Genomic DNA, 18207 nt, shown 5'->3' on the forward strand with positions numbered 1-18207 from the left:
TGTTGATTTGGTAATTCGGTTAATCGGTTAATCGGTTAAATCAATTAAACGATTTTTTAAAAGTGCAAAGATAGATTAATTAAGTACTTTGTTTACTATAAAATAAAAGCTTGCAGAAAGAGAATAAAAATTCTGTTCCTGCAAGCTTTTAAAAAAAAATACTCAAACTAAGTAATAACCATGGTATAATGTCGTATTTTGAAATCAGGATAAAATTATGTAACAATTTGATTTAAAGCTATTTTGCTTAAAGTTAATTCTTTTGACTTTACGACTTTTAAACTTTCGACTTACTTATGCTTCTTTATTTGTATTGATCTCGTCCCATAATGGCGCATTCATAACACCAATATTTTGTGGATTAAACACTGGATTCTTACCTTCTTTTCTTTGTTTTTCGTAATCTTTTAATGCTGCGAGAGCTGGCTTTTGCAACAGCAGGATTGCAATAATATTACACCAAGCCATAATCCCCACACCAATATCACCAATATTCCAAATCAATTTAGCTTCATTGACACAGCCATACATAACCACTAGTATCATGACCACTTTTAACACGCGATTGAACATGTGCGAATTTATCTTTCTGGTCAAGTACGAAATATTAGTTTCAGCAATATAGTAATATGCCAAAATAGTGGTGAAAGCAAAGAAAAATAACGCAATAGCCACAAAGAAAGAGCCAAAGCCAGGAAAAACACTATCCATAGCGCTCTGTGTATAGCCTGTCCCAGCAGTAACATTTTGCGCTCCCTCGTACAAAAATTCAGTGGCCCCATTTGTACTTAAGACCGGATTTTCTACATTATATTTACCGGTAATCAGCAACATAAAACCGGTTGCACTACAAATCAATAATGTATCTATATAAACTGAAAAAGATTGCACTAAGCCTTGTTTTACTGGATGCGACACATTTGCAGCAGCGGCAATATGCGGTGCAGTACCCTGTCCCGCTTCATTAGAATAAAGTCCTCTCTTTACGCCCCACTGAATTGCCAATCCAATAACGGCTCCAAATCCGGCTTCCTGATTAAAAGCACTTGTAAAAACCAAAGAAATAACGCCCGGTAGCTCGCTAAAGTTCATCCCTATTATCACAACTACAAGCAAAATATAACCCATGGCCATGATAGGAACCACGATCTCAGTCACTTTTGCAATTCTTTTTACCCCACCAAAAATAATCGCTCCAAACACAAGAGCAACAACAACGGCGGTAATTCTAGTATCAAGATTGAAGGCATTCTCCAAACCTTCAGCAACCGAATTGGACTGAATACCGGGCAGCAAGATTCCTGCAGAAATAATAGAAACTATAGCAAACAAGATGGCAAACCACTTAACACCCAAGCCTCTTTCGATATAAAAAGCAGGACCTCCTCGAAACTGTCCCAAATGTTTTTCTTTGTAAATTTGCGCAAGAGTCGCCTCTACAAATGCGGTACTCGCACCCAAAAAAGCAACCATCCACATCCAAAATAAAGCACCCGGACCACCAAAGGTTATTGCTGTAGCCACTCCGGCAATATTTCCCGTACCAACCCTGCCGGCCAAAGACATGGATAACGCTTGAAAAGACGAAACACCAGATTCTGAACTTTTGCCATCAAACAGCAAACGAAACATTTCCTTAATGTGCCGCAGTTGAAGAAAACGAGTCCGAATAGAGAAATAAAGCCCCGTTCCTAAACATAAAATTATTAAAGGCGTACTCCAAACTATTTCATTTATCATTCCAACAATCTCTTCCATATATTCCATTTATATTAATAATCCGACCAATTAATTTTTATAAAACTATAACATTAAGCCAAAGAAAACTAACTAAGAGCCCTCTAAAACCCAAATAAACTCTTAATCCACTTAAAACCAACGGCTGAAACAGCGTCTTATTTGTATTGAAAAAAGGATGTATCCATTCTCTTTTTCTTGTTTTTATAAAGAATCCATTTTTATTCCATTAAAAAAAATGCTCCATTCAATTGAATGGAGCATTTTTTTGTTTTAAATAATTCTGACAGCTTAGCGAAAGTAATTATTCCTTCCTCCACTTTTTTGTTTCTTCAAAAACATGTTCAAGAATAGCCGCTTCTCTTTCATCAAAAGCTACGTTTCGGCGACTCATTACCAGTCGAGCTGTTTCAAATGCTTTCTTGGTAATATAGGTCGTAAAACCGGAAGCCCCACCCCAAGAAAAACTCGGTACAAAATTGCGTGGAAAGCCGCTGCCAAAAATATTAGCACTTACGCCTACTACCGTTCCGGTATTAAACATCGTATTAATTCCGCATTTGCTGTGATCTCCCATCATCAATCCACAAAACTGAAGTCCCGTTTTAGCAAATCCTTCGGTTTCGTAACTCCATAATTTTACTTCTTCATAATTATTTTTTAAGTTTGAATTGTTACTATCCGCGCCAATATTACACCATTCGCCAAGAACAGAATTCCCTAAAAAACCATCATGTCCTTTATTCGAATACCCAAACAATACCGAATTATTAACTTCGCCTCCAATTCTGGAATGCGGACCTACGGTTGTTGCTCCGTAGACTTTGGCAGCCATTTTTACGGTTGCGTTTTCGCACAAGGCAAAAGGACCTCTGATGACAGAACCTTCCATAATTTCAGAATCCTTACCTATATATATGGGACCTGTTGAAGCATTTAAAGTAACAAACTCTAATTTTGCGCCTTCCTCGATAAATATATTTTCGGGAGCGATGACGTTGACACTTTTTGGGATGGGCTGTGACCTGCGGTCTTCGGTTAAGATTTCGAAATCTTCCCGAATGGCGGCATCATTTTTCGAAAAAATATCCCATGTATTTTGAACCGTCAAACAATCATCCTGAAATTCTATAATTTCATAGGAATCAAAATCTACTTCTTCTTGTTCTTCAGTGGTATAAAAAGCAATCACTTCATCTGCTCTAAAAATAGCCTGATTGGGTTCCAGATTACTAATCATTTCTACCAAAATAGCATTGGGCAGAAAAGAAGCATTGATCATCACATTTTCTTCTAGTTCCACCATAGGGAATTTTTCAGACAAATAGTCCTCCGTCAAAGTAGTTGTGGTAGAGCCTAAATGCATTTCCCATTTTTGACGAATGGTCATAATCCCAATAAGAATATCCGCAACAGGACGTGTAAACGTAAAAGGCAGTAAGGCGTTTCGAGCGGGACCGTCAAAAAGTATGTAATTCATATATTTTTTTTTAAAATGTATCCGTACGGACAAGTCGCGACTTGTCCGTACTTTTAAGCAGTGCCAAAGTTACAAAGTTTTCAAATAGATAAAAATAAAAAAAGCCTTCCATCTCGAAGTATCGGGAGGAAGGCTTTACTATAATTAAAAACAAGCTTTTATTATTTAGCGTGTTTAGCATATTTCGTTTTAAATTTATCAATACGTCCTGCAGTATCGATAAGTTTAGATTTACCGGTGTAAAAAGGGTGAGAAGTTCTGGAGATCTCCATTTTTACAACTGGATATTCAACTCCGTCAACTGTTAACGTTTCTCTTGTATCTGCAGTAGATTTAGTGATAAAAACATCTTCATTTGACATGTCTTTAAAAGCAACTAATCTGTAATTTTCTGGGTGTACACCTTTTTTCATCTTGTTATTCTTTTTTATTTGTTTGGCTATAAGTCATTTTGAAGCTTTTCTTCTAACAGAAAAGGTATAAATGTATTATAACTTTTTGTTTTTACACTATTATTTTGAGTCTGCAAATTTACAATTTTTTTCCAATAAACAAATCTTTGTCTCACTTTTTTTATATAATCGTAAAAAGTAATTTTTAGCTCCGAATATATTGGGAATTGCTATATTTGTGGATTAATTCTAAAACAACACATAATGATCAACGAAATAATTAAAAAAAACGGTGTAACCTACGGTGTAATTGCAGGAGTACTATTATCATTGATAACTGCTGCTATGTACGCTATAGATATCAAATTATTTATCGCATGGTGGACTACCCTTTTAAGCCTCTCTGTTTTTATAATCGTTCCTATCATAATGCTGTCAAAAACAAAAAAGGAATTAAATGGCATTCTTTCTTTTAAAGAGGCCTTTACTACCTATTTTATCTCAGCAGTGGTTGCCGTTCTTATTTCTGTTGTTTTTAAAATCATTTTATTTAATTTTATTGATCCTTCCGTAAAGGAGACTCTTTTAGACTTAACCATAAAATATTTAATTAGTACGTCTGAACAGTTTGGGGTTCCGGCATCCTCATTGAATGAAACCGTTTCAAAATTAAGAGAAACGGATCCGTATTCGATCGTTGAACAATTAAAAGGATCTGTTTTCGTACTCTTTTTTTGTGCCATATTAGGATTAATCATGGCAGCATTCTTTAAAAGTAAAACTACACAAGAATAAAAAGTAATGAATTTATCTATACTCATACCGCTTCTTAATGAAGAGGAATCCCTTAATGAACTCTACCGCTGGATTATCAAAGTGATGCAATCTCATAATTATTCTTATGAAATCCTTTTTCTGGATGATGGAAGCACGGATAATTCCTGGACACTTATCGAAGGATTTGCTCAAGAGAACCCCCACGTAAAAGGCGTTCGTTTCATGAAAAATTTCGGGAAATCACAAGCGTTGCATGCTGGTTTTGCAAAAGCGCAGGGTGATGTAATTATCACCATGGACGCCGATTTACAAGATAGCCCGGAGGAAATTCCAGGTTTGTACGATATGATCACCAATGGCAAATATGATTTGGTTTCAGGATGGAAAAAGAAACGCTACGACTCCGTAGTGGCAAAAAACCTGCCTTCTAAATTATTCAATTGGGCCGCAAGAAAAACCTCCGGTGTAGCATTGAATGATTTCAATTGCGGATTGAAAGCTTATAAAAATGTTGTAGTAAAAAATATCGAAGTTTCCGGCGAAATGCACCGCTACATTCCGGTTTTGGCAAAAAATGCAGGTTTTGGAAAAATTGGTGAAAAAGTAGTTCAACATCAAGCTAGAAAATACGGACAAACAAAATTTGGAATGGAACGTTTCATCAATGGTTTCCTGGATTTAATTACCATTTGGTTTCTTTCTCGTTTTGGAAAAAGACCCATGCATTTATTTGGCGCCATGGGATCATTAATGTTTATCATTGGGTTTATGCTTGCCGGATATATTGGTGTTTCCAAATTATACCACATGTACAATGACATGCGCTATAGCCTGGTAACGAATAATCCTTGGTTTTATATTGCTCTTACCTCTATGCTTTTGGGAACACAATTATTTTTGGCCGGATTTCTTGGTGAAATAATTTTGAGAACAAAAAATAATGAAGAGCGTTATAAAGTGTCGAGTGAAGTTAATTTTTTATAAATTTATAGAAACGAAAAAATTATCGTTTGCACAATACCTAGCCCTGATAAGAGCAGAATCCCACGCTTTTTTTGCGTGGATACAGCGGATAGCAGGACACGAGCGTAGCGAACTGACGAAGTAAATAGCTCCCAAAAAAACAATTGTATTTAAATTTCATTTACGAATTTAGAAACTAAAAACATATAGCATGGAAATCAAACAACACATTTTAGACGCCGTAAATGAATGGCTTACGCCAACATTTGACACTGCAACTCAGGAAGCAATTACCGAATTGATGACTACATCCCCAAAAGAGCTGGAGGAGAGTTTTTATAAAAATCTTGAGTTTGGAACCGGCGGAATGCGCGGTGTCATGGGCGTAGGAAACAATCGGATCAATAAATATACGCTTGGGAAAAGCACGCAAGGTCTTTCGGATTATATGCACACTGCCTTTCCTAACCAGCCTTTGAAAGCCGTCATTGCTTATGATTGCCGCCACAATAGCGATACGTTGGCTAAGTTAGTTGCTGATGTTTTCAGTGCCAATGGGATTGAAGTGTACTTGTTCTCGGAGATGAGACCTACACCGGAATTGTCCTTTGCCGTCAAACATTTAGGATGCCAGTGTGGCATTGTGCTTACGGCATCACACAATCCGCCGGAATATAACGGATACAAAGTGTACTGGCAAGATGGTGGACAAATTGTGCCACCGGAAGATGAAGGAATTATTACTGTGATTGAAAATTTAAATTACAATCAGATCAAGTTTACTGCCAATGAAGATTTGATTCATTATATAGATACGGAAATTGATACGGCTTTTATCCAATCGACGATCGAAAATGCTAGTTTTGGAACTTCGGCTGTAGCCAAAGAAAAGCTGAATATTGTATTTACTTCCTTGCACGGAACCTCTATAAAACTAGTTCCTGATACTTTGGCGCAAGCGGGGTACCCAAATGTGAATATCGTGGAAGAACAACGAGTACCCAATGGTGATTTCCCTACTGTGAAATCGCCAAATCCGGAGGAACCGGAAGCCTTGACCATGGCGTTAGCACTTGCCGATAAAGTAAATGCGGATATTGTTATTGGGACGGATCCTGATTGTGATCGTTTGGGAGTTGCTGTTAGAGACAATGAAGGCAAAATGACGTTGCTAAACGGGAATCAAACCATGATTTTGATGACTGCATTTTTATTGGAACAATGGAAAAAAGCAGGTAAAATTAACGGCAAACAATTTGTAGGCTCTACGATCGTTTCCACACCTATGATGATGGAATTAGCGACAAACTACGATGTAGAATGCAAAGTGGGTTTGACTGGTTTTAAATGGATTGCCAAAATGATTAAAGACTTTCCTAAATTGGAATTCATAGGTGGTGGTGAAGAAAGTTTTGGCTACATGGTGGGCGATGCGGTACGGGATAAAGATGCTGTTGCGGCAACTTTGTTGATTTGTGAACTTGCTGCACAGGCAAAAGCCAAAGGAAGTACGGTGTACAAAGAATTACTAAAACTCTATGTTGATAACGGATTTTATAAAGAACACTTGGTTTCACTGACTAAAAAGGGAATGGATGGTTTACAGGAAATCAATCAAATGATGATAGACATGAGAGAAAATCCACTGAAACAGATCAACGGACAACGCGTGATTATGCTGGAAGATTACCAATCATCAATCGCTAAAAACCTTTTGGACGGATCCGAGTCTACAATGACCATTCCAAAATCGAACGTGTTGATTTATTATACGGAAGACGGATCTAAAATTTGTGCCAGACCAAGCGGTACGGAACCAAAAATAAAATTCTACATCAGTGTAAATGCTGAACTATATTCAGTAGAAGATTTTCAGGAAGTAGAAACCGTTTTGAACGAGAAAATTAAAAATATTATTATTGCAATGCAATTGAACTAATGGACAAAAATTTAATAAAATTAATTCCCTTTACAAAACCATACAAAACACATATTATCTGGAATGTGGTGTACAATATTTTGTATGCTTTTTTTAGTACCATTTCAATGTTGACGCTGCTTCCAGTACTTCAGGTGCTTTTTGGCAAAGTCAAAACAGTAGAAAAAGAGCCAATATATACCGGAATAGGGAATATAAAAGACTACGGGACTGATCTTTTGTATTTTAAAATAACCGAATTAACAAAAGACAATAGTGCTCAGTTTGCGCTTTTATTAGTCGTTTCATTAGTCATTGTCACTTTTTTATTCAAAAATTTATTCAATTACCTCGCTTCGCATCACATCATGCACCTTAAAAATGGTGTATTACGCGATTTACGAAAATCAATGTATGATAAAATAGTTGAATTGCCCATATCCTATTATTCCGAAAAAAGAAAAGGAGACATTATGGCGCGAATGCTGGGCGATGTCAATGAGGTTCAAAACTCTTTTTTCTCAATACTGGAACTTATCGTAAAAGAACCTTTGACTATAGTCTTTGCAATAGTCACCATGTTTTTTATAAGCGTTGAACTAACGTTTTTCGTTTTGGTCTTTATTCCGATTTCAGGATTTATCATTTCAAAAATCGCTAAAAACCTGAGAGCGCAATCTTTACAGGCACAAAAAGAAAGTGGTTTTCTGATTTCAATAGTTGATGAAAGCCTAGGTGGTTTAAAAGTGATTAAAAGCTATAATGCTGAACCTAATTTTAAAAACCGATTCAACGATTCCGTAACCCGATTATTGAATTTATCCAATAGCATAGGCGACAAAAATAATTTGGCAACGCCATTGAGCGAATTTTTAGGAATTACGACTATTGCTGCCTTGCTATGGTATGGTGGAAACTTAGTCTTAATTGACAAAACCCTTGAAGGTGCCGCTTTTATTGTTTTTCTTACGCTGGCCTTCAACATTCTTACTCCTGCCAAAGCCATTTCGAAAGCATCGTATGCCGTGAAAAATGGTTTAGCCGCTGCAGAACGAGTTTTTGAAGTTTTAGAAGTCGAAAACGAAATCACTTCAAAAGAAAATGCAATCGAAAAAAACACTTTCGATTCCAATATCACAATCAAAAACATTAACTTTAAATACGAAAAAGAGAATGTGTTGAAAGACTTTACTCTTGAAGTAAAAAAGGGACAAACGGTGGCTCTTGTTGGCCAATCTGGAAGCGGAAAAAGTACCATTGCCAATTTGCTCACCCGTTTTTATGACACCAGTGAAGGCGAAATCACCATTGATGGAGTTAACATAAAAGATTTTAGTTTAAAATCGCTTCGGGGCTTGATGGGCTTGGTTACGCAGGACAGCATCTTGTTTAATGATACGATCAAAGCCAATGTTGCCCTGGGAAAAATAGACGCAACCGATGAGGAAATTATCGAAGCGTTGAAAATTGCCAATGCCTATGAATTTGTAAAAGATTTACCGTTAGGGATTCACACGAACATTGGCGACAGTGGAAACAAACTTTCCGGAGGTCAAAAACAACGTTTATCGATTGCCAGAGCTGTTTTGAAAAATCCACCAATTATGATTCTGGATGAGGCCACATCAGCATTGGATACCGAAAGCGAAAAATTCGTTCAAGTCGCTTTGGAAAACATGATGCAAAACCGAACTTCGATTGTGATTGCGCACCGACTATCAACCATTCAAAAAGCGGATAAAATTGTGGTGATGCAAAAAGGAAAAATAGTAGAACAAGGAACACATGACGAATTAATTGCTCTTGATGGAACCTATCATAAACTGGTAACAATGCAGAGTTTTGAATAAATTTAGGGATTAAGAATTAAGATTTTCGGGTAACGAAAGATTAATTTTGTAATTTTGGTAAAACATTTTCGCGATGAAAACTACTTTAGAAAAAAGAAAAATAAATTTAGTTCAAAATTTCCTAAATCTAGATAATCCTGAAACCATATCTAAAGTAGAAGTTTTGCTTAGTCAGGAAAAAGTACGCATTTACGAAGAATCCATTTCGAAAAAATTGATGTATCAAGAACTAAACACTCTGCTAGATAAGGCAGAAGATGATTTTAAAAATGGAAGAATTATAACGACAGAGGAATTACTCAAAAAAGTTGAAAATTGGTAATGGAAGTTGTTTGGTCTGAAAATGCAGAATTACAACTCAAATTAATTTCAGACTTATACCAATTTCAATCCTCAAAATCAAAAGCCAAGAATTTGACTAAAGAAATTATTTCATCCACTTTAATGCTAAAAAAATTTCCAGAATTAGGAACTCCACAAGAAGTGCAACCAACCAGAAGTAATAAATACAGGTATATTGTATCAGGTCACTACAAGTTGATCTATTTCAGATCCAACCAATGCATAATAATTGCAACTGTTTTTGACACTAGACAAAATCCAGAAAAACTTAATATTCTTTTAAATGAAAAGTTTTAATTCCAGATTTTTAATTTAAATTATGTATCTCACTAACAAAAACATAAAACTCCCAGAAGATCCAAATACTGTTGTTTGGAAATACCTTGATTTGTCTAAGTTTCTGGACTTGTTGTTGTCACAAAAACTATTTATGTCCCGATCGGATAAATTTGAAGATCAATACGAAGGCACTTTTAGCGAGCCTACTTTTGAGGAAATAAAAAAACTTTCTATTGACAATCCTGACTTTTTAAACTACTATAAAACACATCGGGAAAAAGTAGCGATTAGCAGCTGGCACATCAACGAATATGAATCATTTGCTATGTGGCAAATTTTCACGCAAAACAGTGAAGGTTTAGCCATTCAATCTACGATTGGGCGTTTACAGCAAGCACTTGGTCCGGAAACAAATTTCAATCAATACATTGGGAAAGTAAATTATATTGATTACAAAAAAGAACACATCCCGTTTGATGATCTATTTTTTCCTTTTTTGTTCAAGCGAAAAAGTTTTCAATATGAAGGTGAAGTGCGCATCATCACGGACATTGGAGAAAGCGATATAAAAATTAATGATGGTTTAAAAATCAATGTAGACATCAATCAGTTAATTGAAAAAATATACATCCATCCCAAATCCGAAAACTGGTATAAAAACCTGGTCATTCAGTTAGTGAAACAACTGGGATTTAATTTTACCATTGAAAAATCAGACTTGGAAAGTGATATTTTGATCTAAAATCAGTGCTTTAAACGGGCTCATACCCAATTATTTCCCACTCTTTATTGGACAAATCGATATAGTAATAATTCACGACATCTTTTTTATCAAATTCACCATTTTTATTAGTGTCTTCAACGGTCCTAAAATACAAACGATTCTTAGACCCGATCAATTTCCAATCGATCAATTCCTGAAAATCGGGTGACATCTTTGTGAACTTCTTGCCGCTAATTTCACTTAAATACAAGGCCTTAATATCGCTTGTATCTAGTTTTCCGTCTTTGTTAGTATCCACATCGACCATCGTATAGACCATAATCTGGTTATTGGTTTTATCAGCAACGGACTTCAAATACGTCGCTGTTTGAATCAAAACAGGTTTGTCTGTCAATTTCCTGATGGAATCCGAATCTACTTTTTGAAATTTTAAATTTTGCAAAAAACCGGTGATTTCAAATTCACCATAATTAGAAATCGTAAAACTTAAATCATTTACACTCGAAGATCCATATCGCGCTTTAGTTCCTCTTTCACGGATACTTAAATCGGCCACAGGATGAATCAAATAATCCGTCCCTTCCATTTGCAATGGTAAGTCAGCAATTTGTATTTGAGTAGAATCCACTCGGGCAATTACCTTTGCTTTGCTCGTTCCATCGTAAGTTACTTTAGGTTTTTCAACCTCTTCTTTACAACTAGTCAAAAGCAGAACGGCTATTCCTATAAGAGTGATCTGTATTTTTTTCATGATGCTGTGCTTTAAAATTCAAATATAATCATTTTTAAAAAATGACAATCGTATTCCGTTGTCGATTTATCTAATTAAAATGGAGTCCGACTTTTATCTAAAATACGACATATCGCATACTACTATAATTTAACACTCAATTTCACATTAAAAACTCTGGTCGTCATATAATTAGGAATTGCATACTGATTTTTAGAATATACATCGCGAACCCAAGTATTCGTAATGGCATTTTGATTGTCAAAAAGATTAAAAATTTCCAATCCTACCGCCAACTCTTTAAAATCTTTAAACCAACCCGTATTCTTTTTTACTGTTGTGTTGTCTATAAAAACTTTAGAAAAACCTACATCCACACGGCGGTAATCATTCAATCGGTTTTGGTATGCATAAGGATCTGCATAAGACGGCGAACCTCCCGGCAATCCCGTATTATACACTAAATTCAAATACAATTTAATACTTGGAATATTGGGCATATAATCCTGAAACAACAGACCAAATTTTAATCTCTGATCTGTTGGTCTTGCGATAAAACCCTGGTTATTGCTATTTTCCTCTGTTTTCAAATACCCAAAACTAAACCATGATTCGGTTCCGGGAACAAATTCCCCGTTTAACCGAATGTCTACTCCTTGCGCGTACGCTGTAGCATTATTATTAGCAGCATACCTAATGCGCACATTGTCTATTGTATAGGTATTTACTTCTGACAGTGATTTATAATACAACTCAGATATTAGTTTGAAAGGGCGACTCCACATCTTGAAACTAAAATCATTCCCAATCACAAAATGAATGGATTGTTGCGCCTTGGTATTGGGCTGCACCAGTGCATCTGCATTTCTCAGTTCCCTGTAAAACGGAGGTTGATGGTATAAACCTCCGGAAAGTCTAAAGATCATATCGAGCTGCCAATCCGGCTTTATGGCAAATTGTGCTCTGGGACTAATCGTTATTTGGGATTTACCAATTATAGTAGCACCTGATACTTCCCATTGATGCAGTCGGACTCCGGCATTATACCAAACTTCACTCCTGCCAATAGTGCTTTTCAAACTCCATTGGCCATAGCCTGAAAATCTATTGATCGAATTAAAATTAGTCGCACGAATGTCTTGGTAGGGCACTAACGGTCCTGTGTAAGGCGAGTAGGGCTGATCGTTTTTAGGCAAATCAATAACAGGTGGATTCAACGAGAAACCGGCTGAATCGATTACCTCCCACTCTATAATTCGATCCCGGATGGATTCTCGTGTATACTTTATTCCCCATTCAAATTGGCTTTCTTTCCAATCCTGAAATCCTTTTATTTCCGTATTAACGATCAGTGCATCTAAGTCATTTCTGGCATGATTGAGCTGGGAGCCAATTCCTCTTGTAAAAGCGACTTCGCCATAGGTTTCAGAACCAATACTGGAATCCACTTCGCCTAAGCGATATTGGGCAAAAATATCAAAATATTCTTGTTCTAAAGTATGAAAAACAGAACCAATAAATTTCAACGTAAAATTATCCGAAACGTTAAAGGTTGTTTTCACCGCGCCAAAATACGTGTCGTACTGATCCTTTTCCTGTCCTTCATAGAAAACAGAAAGACGCATTGGATTGTCTATAGTTCCAAAATTAGTTTGTCTGGTTAATGGTTGATACTGGTATTTGTTTTGGGAAATATTACCTAAAAAACTCCATTGCCATTTCGCCGAAGCATTATAATTTATATTGGTTTGAATATCTGCAAAGGAAGGCGTGAAATTTGTTTGTGTTTCCTGGCTATTCACCAGAAGACTGTTGTTGCGGTAGCGGACTCCCGTAACCGCAGACCATTTTTTATCCTTGGAAACCACATCTACAGAAAGGCTTCCGCCAAGAAGACTCGCTTCAAGGCTTGCGCCAAATTTAATCGGTTTTCGATACGTAATATCTAAAACCGAGGATAATTTATCTCCAAACTTCGCTTGAAAACCACCCGCTGAAAAATCAACATTTTGCACTAAATCCGTATTGGTAAAACTCAACCCTTCTTGTTGCCCCGACCGAATTAGAAACGGACGATAGACTTCAATTTCATTCACATAAACTAAATTCTCATCGTAATTACCACCGCGTACGGCGTATTGCGTACTCAGTTCGTTATTTGAGTTTACTCCCGGCAATGTTTTTAAAATATTCTCGACACCGGCGTTAGCCCCAGGAATTTTTCGGATCATTTCTGGTTCAATTGTAGTAATTCCCTGGATCTGTTTTCTGTTATTTGTTGTTATAATAACTTCTCCCATTTGCTCCTTCCGATTCGTCATTACAGGGTTGAACTCTCTTTCCTCTTTTGGTTCCAATACAAAAGTCACCGTTATTTTTTTTAGAGAAACATGTGTAAAAACAAGCGTAATTTGCTGATTAGCAGCGACTTTTAGCGCATAAAATCCATTTTGATTGGAGCTTGTTCCACTACCGGAATACGAAACATTTACGCTTGCCACAGGCTGGTTGTTTTCATCCAAAATCACCCCTTTGATCCTAGCCGTTTGGGCGGCTGCAGTAAGGCTCAGAAGAAAAAAAAAGAATACAGGTAATAATCGATTCGTGCTCAAATGGTTTGGCTTTTACTATTTTTGACTTCTAAAAAAACGCGTTTCAAAGGTAGTTGAATTTCCTACATTATCCGTCACTATCACTTTTAAATCATTGGCGCCTTCTGCAACAATCCCATCACTAAAATAATGAGTAATTTTTCTGGTTTTATTATCATATTCAAACAATACCCATTTTCCGTTCAAATACCCATTGTATGATTTGATGCCTGACAAATCATCAGATATAGAAAGCTGAATCGTTTTTTGTGTACTGATCCATTTTCCCTCTACAGGTGTATTCATGGTGATTTTAGGAGCAACGGTATCAGAAACCAAAGCATATTTGCCCAAAATTTTGACTTTGGTGTTAAATACGTTGTCTTTTCTATATGTCGGATTGTAATTTGTAGATTTTCCCTCGATTCTGCCAATAAACATTTTCTCTCTTTGCAGTTCCGTCGCTTTTGTGTCTTCAATAGAAACAGTAAAATTACTATGGGCAGGAACGGTGTCATCATGCAACCATAAAATGTCGTTTTTTACATCAAAATTCATATTAAAATCATCGTAAAATGTTCCCGCAGGAAAGAAAACTGACATGTTCTCTACAGCAAAATTGCTATCTACGTTAGCGTTCACAAAATAATTTGACACCGCAGGTTCCGGGCTTATAACCGTTGGCAATAAATCATATTGAATAGGAATCGCTATTATTTTTTTGTTTCCAAAGAAATCTGACACTTCAATGCGATACAACGAAGCTAAATTTGGCGTTATTTGCAACACACCTTTATTTTCATCGGCTTGAATAATGCTCAAATTATACGGAGTTTTCATAAAAAGTTTCTGAATCCGTTGCTGCGTTTTTTTATATCTGGGATAATCAATCAAAGCATTAATGTAACGCATCTCATCAAAGGAATAGGTATTGAATTCATACCCAAAATTTGGTTTCCCATTATAAAAGGAGTGCACCTTGTACACTCCGTTAACATTAAACGAGACATCATCACTATCAGAAGCGGAAATACCAAAACCAATCACGCCATTTGCAGTTACTTTATCAGACAGGTATGTCCCATCTTTTTGTAACGAAACATTGAGGGCTATTGGTCGTTTGGAATGGTTAACTGTTGTTTTTGAATCTAAAGGGTACACGTAAACGGCTGAAACAATTGGTTTTTTACTGTCTTTTAAATATGTATCGTAGCCAAAAAGCATGGGATTGATTATGAACTCCGTTTTGGAATCTCGAAATTCAAAATGCAGATGAGGACCTTGAGAAGATCCTGTATTACCAGAAAAAGCGATAACATCCCCGTTTTGAACCTTCATTTCATCGGGTTTAAAAAACATTTCAATTTCAAAGGATTCCTCTTTATAATGGTTGTTTTTGATGTAACTTTCAATGGCACCATTGGCCATTTTTAAATGCCCATAAACGGATGTAAAACCATTAGGATGATTAATATAAATTGTTTTTCCATTACCAAAAGTAGAAATTTTTATTCTGGACACATAACCATCGGCCACTGCATACACCTTGAAACCCTCCTTTTGCTGGGTTCTTAAATCAAATCCCGCATGAAAATGGTTGGGTCGCAATTCTCCAAAATTCCCTGACAATTGCATCGGGATGTCTAATGGAGACCTAAAATAATCTTTGGGATACTCCGCTTGCGCAAAAACAAAGTTGCAAAAAAATACTAAATAAAGAGAAAATTTCATTGTTTACATTTTTGCTAAGGTAAAAAAAAGTATGCAAAAACAGTTCTAAAAAAAAACAGTTACTAATCATTTGTTTAACTGTTGTTTAACTAAAAAAATGCAAAAAAAATAATAAAATATTGCAAAATTAAAAAGGAATACTAACTTTGTATGATTATGTAATGAATTAGAATATATAATGAGTGCAATTGCAGAAATTATTGATACTCTTGAAAATAAAGTTGAAAGACTTTTCATAAAAATGAAAGGTTTGGAACAAAACAATCAAGATTTAAGAAACGAATTAACAAAAACTGCAGCCATAATACTAACTCAATCACAACAGATTGAGGCCTTAAAAGCGCAGTATGAAACACTCAAAGTAGCGAATGCATTACTAGGCAGTGACGATAATAAAAGAGATACCAAGTTTAAAATAAATTCATTAATTCGCGAAATTGATTATTGTATAGCCCAGCTATCAGACTAATAAAAGATATGGACGAAAAGCTTAAAATTAAAATATCAATTGCAGACAGAGTCTACCCGTTAACGGTTGATCTTTCGCAGGAAGAAGGACTGAGAAGCGCTTCAAAAAAAATTGATAAAATGATAAAGCAATTTGAAGAAAACTATGCCGTACGTGATAAGCAGGATGTTTTAGCAATGTGTGCCCTGCAATTTGCCTCACAAACGGAACAAAAACAAATTGATAATGCAATTGATGGAGAAGAAACCATTGAAAGAATTAAAAAAATCAATGCGATTTTAGATCAATATCTCGACAAATAAACGTTCTTTACAAAAACTAAGATACTGCCTACATTAGTTCACATTTGGTAAACTCAACACTAACAATTTAGAATGAGCAAATCATCACTACTAAAGCATGCCACGCCCCGGCGAGGAAACTTGAACAGTGAGTTAGCTCAAAACTTGTCTTTCCGAGTTTATTCAACACAACTAATGTAGGCTTTTTTATTTATAAATTTTAACAAACATGGACAACATATTAACGATTATTATTACGGGAATTATAGGTATTGCAGGCGGTTTTGCCATCGCAAAAATGATAGAAAAAAGCAATATCTCTAACTTGATTAAGAATTCAAAAAAAGAAGCCGCATCGATTCTTAAAGATGCCAATCTTGAAGCTGAAAATATAAAGAAGGATAAAATTCTTCAAGCGAAAGAAAAATTTATTGAATTAAAATCAGAACATGAGCAAGTGATCCTTTCTCGTGATAAAAAAGTCGCTGAAATAGAAAAAAGAGTTCGGGACAAAGAATCTCAAATTTCAAATGAATTATCAAAAGCTAAAAAAGTAAATGATGATTTTGAAGCAAAAACGGTAGAATACAACTCTAAAATAGACGTTTTAGACAAAAGACAGGCTGAAGTGGACAAACTTCATAAGAGTCAATTGCAACAATTGGAAGTAATCTCCGGCTTATCCGCAGAGGAAGCAAAAAATCAATTGATTGAAGGACTTAAAGCCGAGGCTAAAAGCAAAGCAATGTCTCACATACAAGACACGATTGAAGAGGCGAAACTTACAGCACAACAAGAGGCTAAGAAAATAATCATCAACACCATTCAAAGAGTTGGAACCGAAGAAGCAGTAGAAAATTGCGTTTCAGTATTCAACATTGAATCTGATGATGTAAAAGGACGAATCATAGGCCGTGAAGGTAGAAATATCCGTGCACTGGAAGCAGCTACAGGAGTAGAAATCATTGTAGATGACACCCCGGAGGCGATTATCCTTTCCTGTTTTGATCCGGTTCGAAGAGAAATTGCACGTTTGGCACTACATAAATTAGTGACTGACGGAAGAATTCACCCCGCTCGTATTGAAGAAGTAGTAGCAAAAACTGCCAAACAAATTGACGATGAAATTATAGAAGTGGGTAAACGTACCGTTATAGACTTAGGAATTCACGGATTACACCCTGAATTGATTAAAGTAGTAGGACGTATGAAATACCGTTCTTCTTACGGACAAAATTTATTGCAACACTCCCGGGAAGTTTCTAAACTATGTGGAATCATGGCAGCTGAACTTGGCTTAAACGTAAAACTGGCTAAAAGAGCTGGTTTATTGCACGATATTGGTAAAGTTCCAGATGCTGAAAGTGATTTACCACACGCTTTATTAGGAATGCAATGGGCTGAGAAATACGGTGAAAAAGAGGAGGTTTGTAACGCCATTGGTGCTCACCATGACGAGATAGAGATGAAATCATTACTATCCCCGATCATTCAGGTTTGTGATGCTATTTCAGGTGCAAGACCAGGAGCAAGAAGACAAGTCTTGGATTCTTATATACAACGTCTAAAAGATCTTGAGGAAGTAGCGTACGGCTTCAGCGGTGTGAAAAATGCTTATGCCATTCAAGCTGGTAGAGAACTTCGGGTTATCGTAGAGAGCGAAAAAGTTTCGGATGAAAATGCGGCTAACTTATCTTTTGATATCTCACAAAAAATTCAAACAGAAATGACCTATCCGGGCCAAGTTAAAGTAACCGTAATTCGGGAAACAAGAGCTGTGAATATTGCTAAATAATTTATTCCCATTATAAGAAACAAAAAAAACTTCTCCATACGGAGAAGTTTTTTTTAGCACTGAAAATACGGTTTTTAAAAATTATTTATCTCTTGGTAATTTTCGTTTTAGGAAACATCAAAAACCATAATTACTTTTTATATCATTT

Annotated in this window: 16 protein-coding genes; 10 read left to right on the plus strand and 6 right to left on the minus strand. The window is 36.0% G+C overall.

What is annotated here, in order from left to right:
- Positions 1 to 294: 294 nt before the first annotated feature.
- The 3 genes from EKM02_RS09075 to EKM02_RS09085 form a co-directional block, all read right to left on the minus strand.
- Complete coding sequence (locus tag EKM02_RS09075) at positions 295 to 1758, minus strand: alanine/glycine:cation symporter family protein (RefSeq protein ID WP_126454383.1); 1464 nt, start codon at positions 1756 to 1758, stop codon at positions 295 to 297.
- A 283-nt stretch (positions 1759 to 2041) separates the two neighbouring features.
- Positions 2042 to 3217, minus strand: a complete 1176-nt coding sequence (locus EKM02_RS09080; RefSeq protein ID WP_126454386.1) for a GlmU family protein — start codon at positions 3215 to 3217, stop codon at positions 2042 to 2044.
- A gap of 161 nt (positions 3218 to 3378) precedes the next feature.
- The gene (locus EKM02_RS09085; protein WP_126454388.1) at positions 3379 to 3630 is read right to left on the minus strand and encodes a type B 50S ribosomal protein L31; all 252 of its coding nucleotides are present in this window, start codon (positions 3628 to 3630) and stop codon (positions 3379 to 3381) included.
- Between the two features lie 243 nt (positions 3631 to 3873).
- Between EKM02_RS09085 and EKM02_RS09090 the strand changes: the two genes are divergently transcribed.
- From EKM02_RS09090 to EKM02_RS09120, 7 genes are all read left to right on the plus strand, one after another.
- Entirely contained in the window at positions 3874 to 4404 is a 531-nt protein-coding gene (locus EKM02_RS09090; protein WP_126454390.1) for a DUF4199 domain-containing protein, read from the plus strand.
- Between the two features lie 6 nt (positions 4405 to 4410).
- Positions 4411 to 5370, plus strand: coding sequence for a glycosyltransferase family 2 protein (locus EKM02_RS09095; RefSeq protein WP_126454391.1), 960 nt, complete (start codon positions 4411 to 4413; stop codon positions 5368 to 5370).
- A gap of 190 nt (positions 5371 to 5560) precedes the next feature.
- Positions 5561 to 7288: a phospho-sugar mutase gene (locus EKM02_RS09100; protein ID WP_126454393.1), complete on the plus strand. Its 1728-nt coding sequence runs from the start codon at positions 5561 to 5563 to the stop codon at positions 7286 to 7288.
- Positions 7288 to 9117 (plus strand): ABC transporter ATP-binding protein, encoded by a 1830-nt coding sequence (locus EKM02_RS09105; RefSeq protein ID WP_126454395.1) that lies wholly within the window; start codon positions 7288 to 7290, stop codon positions 9115 to 9117. The genes EKM02_RS09100 and EKM02_RS09105 overlap by 1 nt, the downstream gene beginning before the upstream one ends.
- Before the next feature lie 73 nt (positions 9118 to 9190).
- Positions 9191 to 9439 carry a hypothetical protein gene (locus tag EKM02_RS09110; protein ID WP_126454397.1) on the plus strand — a complete coding sequence of 83 codons (249 nt, stop codon included), beginning with the start codon at positions 9191 to 9193 and terminating at the stop codon, positions 9437 to 9439.
- Positions 9439 to 9756, plus strand: coding sequence for a type II toxin-antitoxin system RelE/ParE family toxin (locus EKM02_RS09115; protein WP_126454398.1), 318 nt, complete (start codon positions 9439 to 9441; stop codon positions 9754 to 9756). Before EKM02_RS09110 ends, EKM02_RS09115 begins: the two co-directional genes overlap by 1 nt.
- 22 nt (positions 9757 to 9778) lie before the next feature.
- Positions 9779 to 10480: a hypothetical protein gene (locus EKM02_RS09120; RefSeq protein ID WP_126454400.1), complete on the plus strand. Its 702-nt coding sequence runs from the start codon at positions 9779 to 9781 to the stop codon at positions 10478 to 10480.
- A gap of 10 nt (positions 10481 to 10490) precedes the next feature.
- On the opposite strand, the gene EKM02_RS09125 is transcribed toward EKM02_RS09120, so the two are convergent.
- The 3 genes from EKM02_RS09125 to EKM02_RS09135 form a co-directional block, all read right to left on the minus strand.
- The gene (locus tag EKM02_RS09125) at positions 10491 to 11213 is read right to left on the minus strand and encodes a hypothetical protein (protein WP_126454402.1); all 723 of its coding nucleotides are present in this window, start codon (positions 11211 to 11213) and stop codon (positions 10491 to 10493) included.
- Between the two features lie 122 nt (positions 11214 to 11335).
- Positions 11336 to 13804 carry a carboxypeptidase-like regulatory domain-containing protein gene (locus EKM02_RS09130; protein ID WP_234423170.1) on the minus strand — a complete coding sequence of 823 codons (2469 nt, stop codon included), beginning with the start codon at positions 13802 to 13804 and terminating at the stop codon, positions 11336 to 11338.
- Positions 13805 to 13819: 15 nt separating this feature from the next.
- Positions 13820 to 15514 carry a M23 family metallopeptidase gene (locus EKM02_RS09135; RefSeq protein WP_126454404.1) on the minus strand — a complete coding sequence of 565 codons (1695 nt, stop codon included), beginning with the start codon at positions 15512 to 15514 and terminating at the stop codon, positions 13820 to 13822.
- Between the two features lie 178 nt (positions 15515 to 15692).
- Between EKM02_RS09135 and EKM02_RS09140 the strand changes: the two genes are divergently transcribed.
- The 3 genes from EKM02_RS09140 to rny all read left to right on the plus strand — a co-directional run bounded on the left by EKM02_RS09140 (position 15693) and on the right by rny (position 18059).
- Complete coding sequence (locus EKM02_RS09140) at positions 15693 to 15983, plus strand: hypothetical protein (protein WP_126454406.1); 291 nt, start codon at positions 15693 to 15695, stop codon at positions 15981 to 15983.
- A gap of 8 nt (positions 15984 to 15991) precedes the next feature.
- Complete coding sequence (locus EKM02_RS09145; RefSeq protein WP_126454408.1) at positions 15992 to 16285, plus strand: cell division protein ZapA; 294 nt, start codon at positions 15992 to 15994, stop codon at positions 16283 to 16285.
- Positions 16286 to 16493: 208 nt separating this feature from the next.
- Entirely contained in the window at positions 16494 to 18059 is a 1566-nt protein-coding gene (gene rny / locus EKM02_RS09150; protein ID WP_126454410.1) for a ribonuclease Y, read from the plus strand.
- Positions 18060 to 18207 lie beyond the last annotated feature (148 nt).

Origin of the sequence: Flavobacterium sp. RSP49 (genome assembly GCF_003968735.1) — a bacterium.
Taxonomy (GTDB): domain Bacteria; phylum Bacteroidota; class Bacteroidia; order Flavobacteriales; family Flavobacteriaceae; genus Flavobacterium.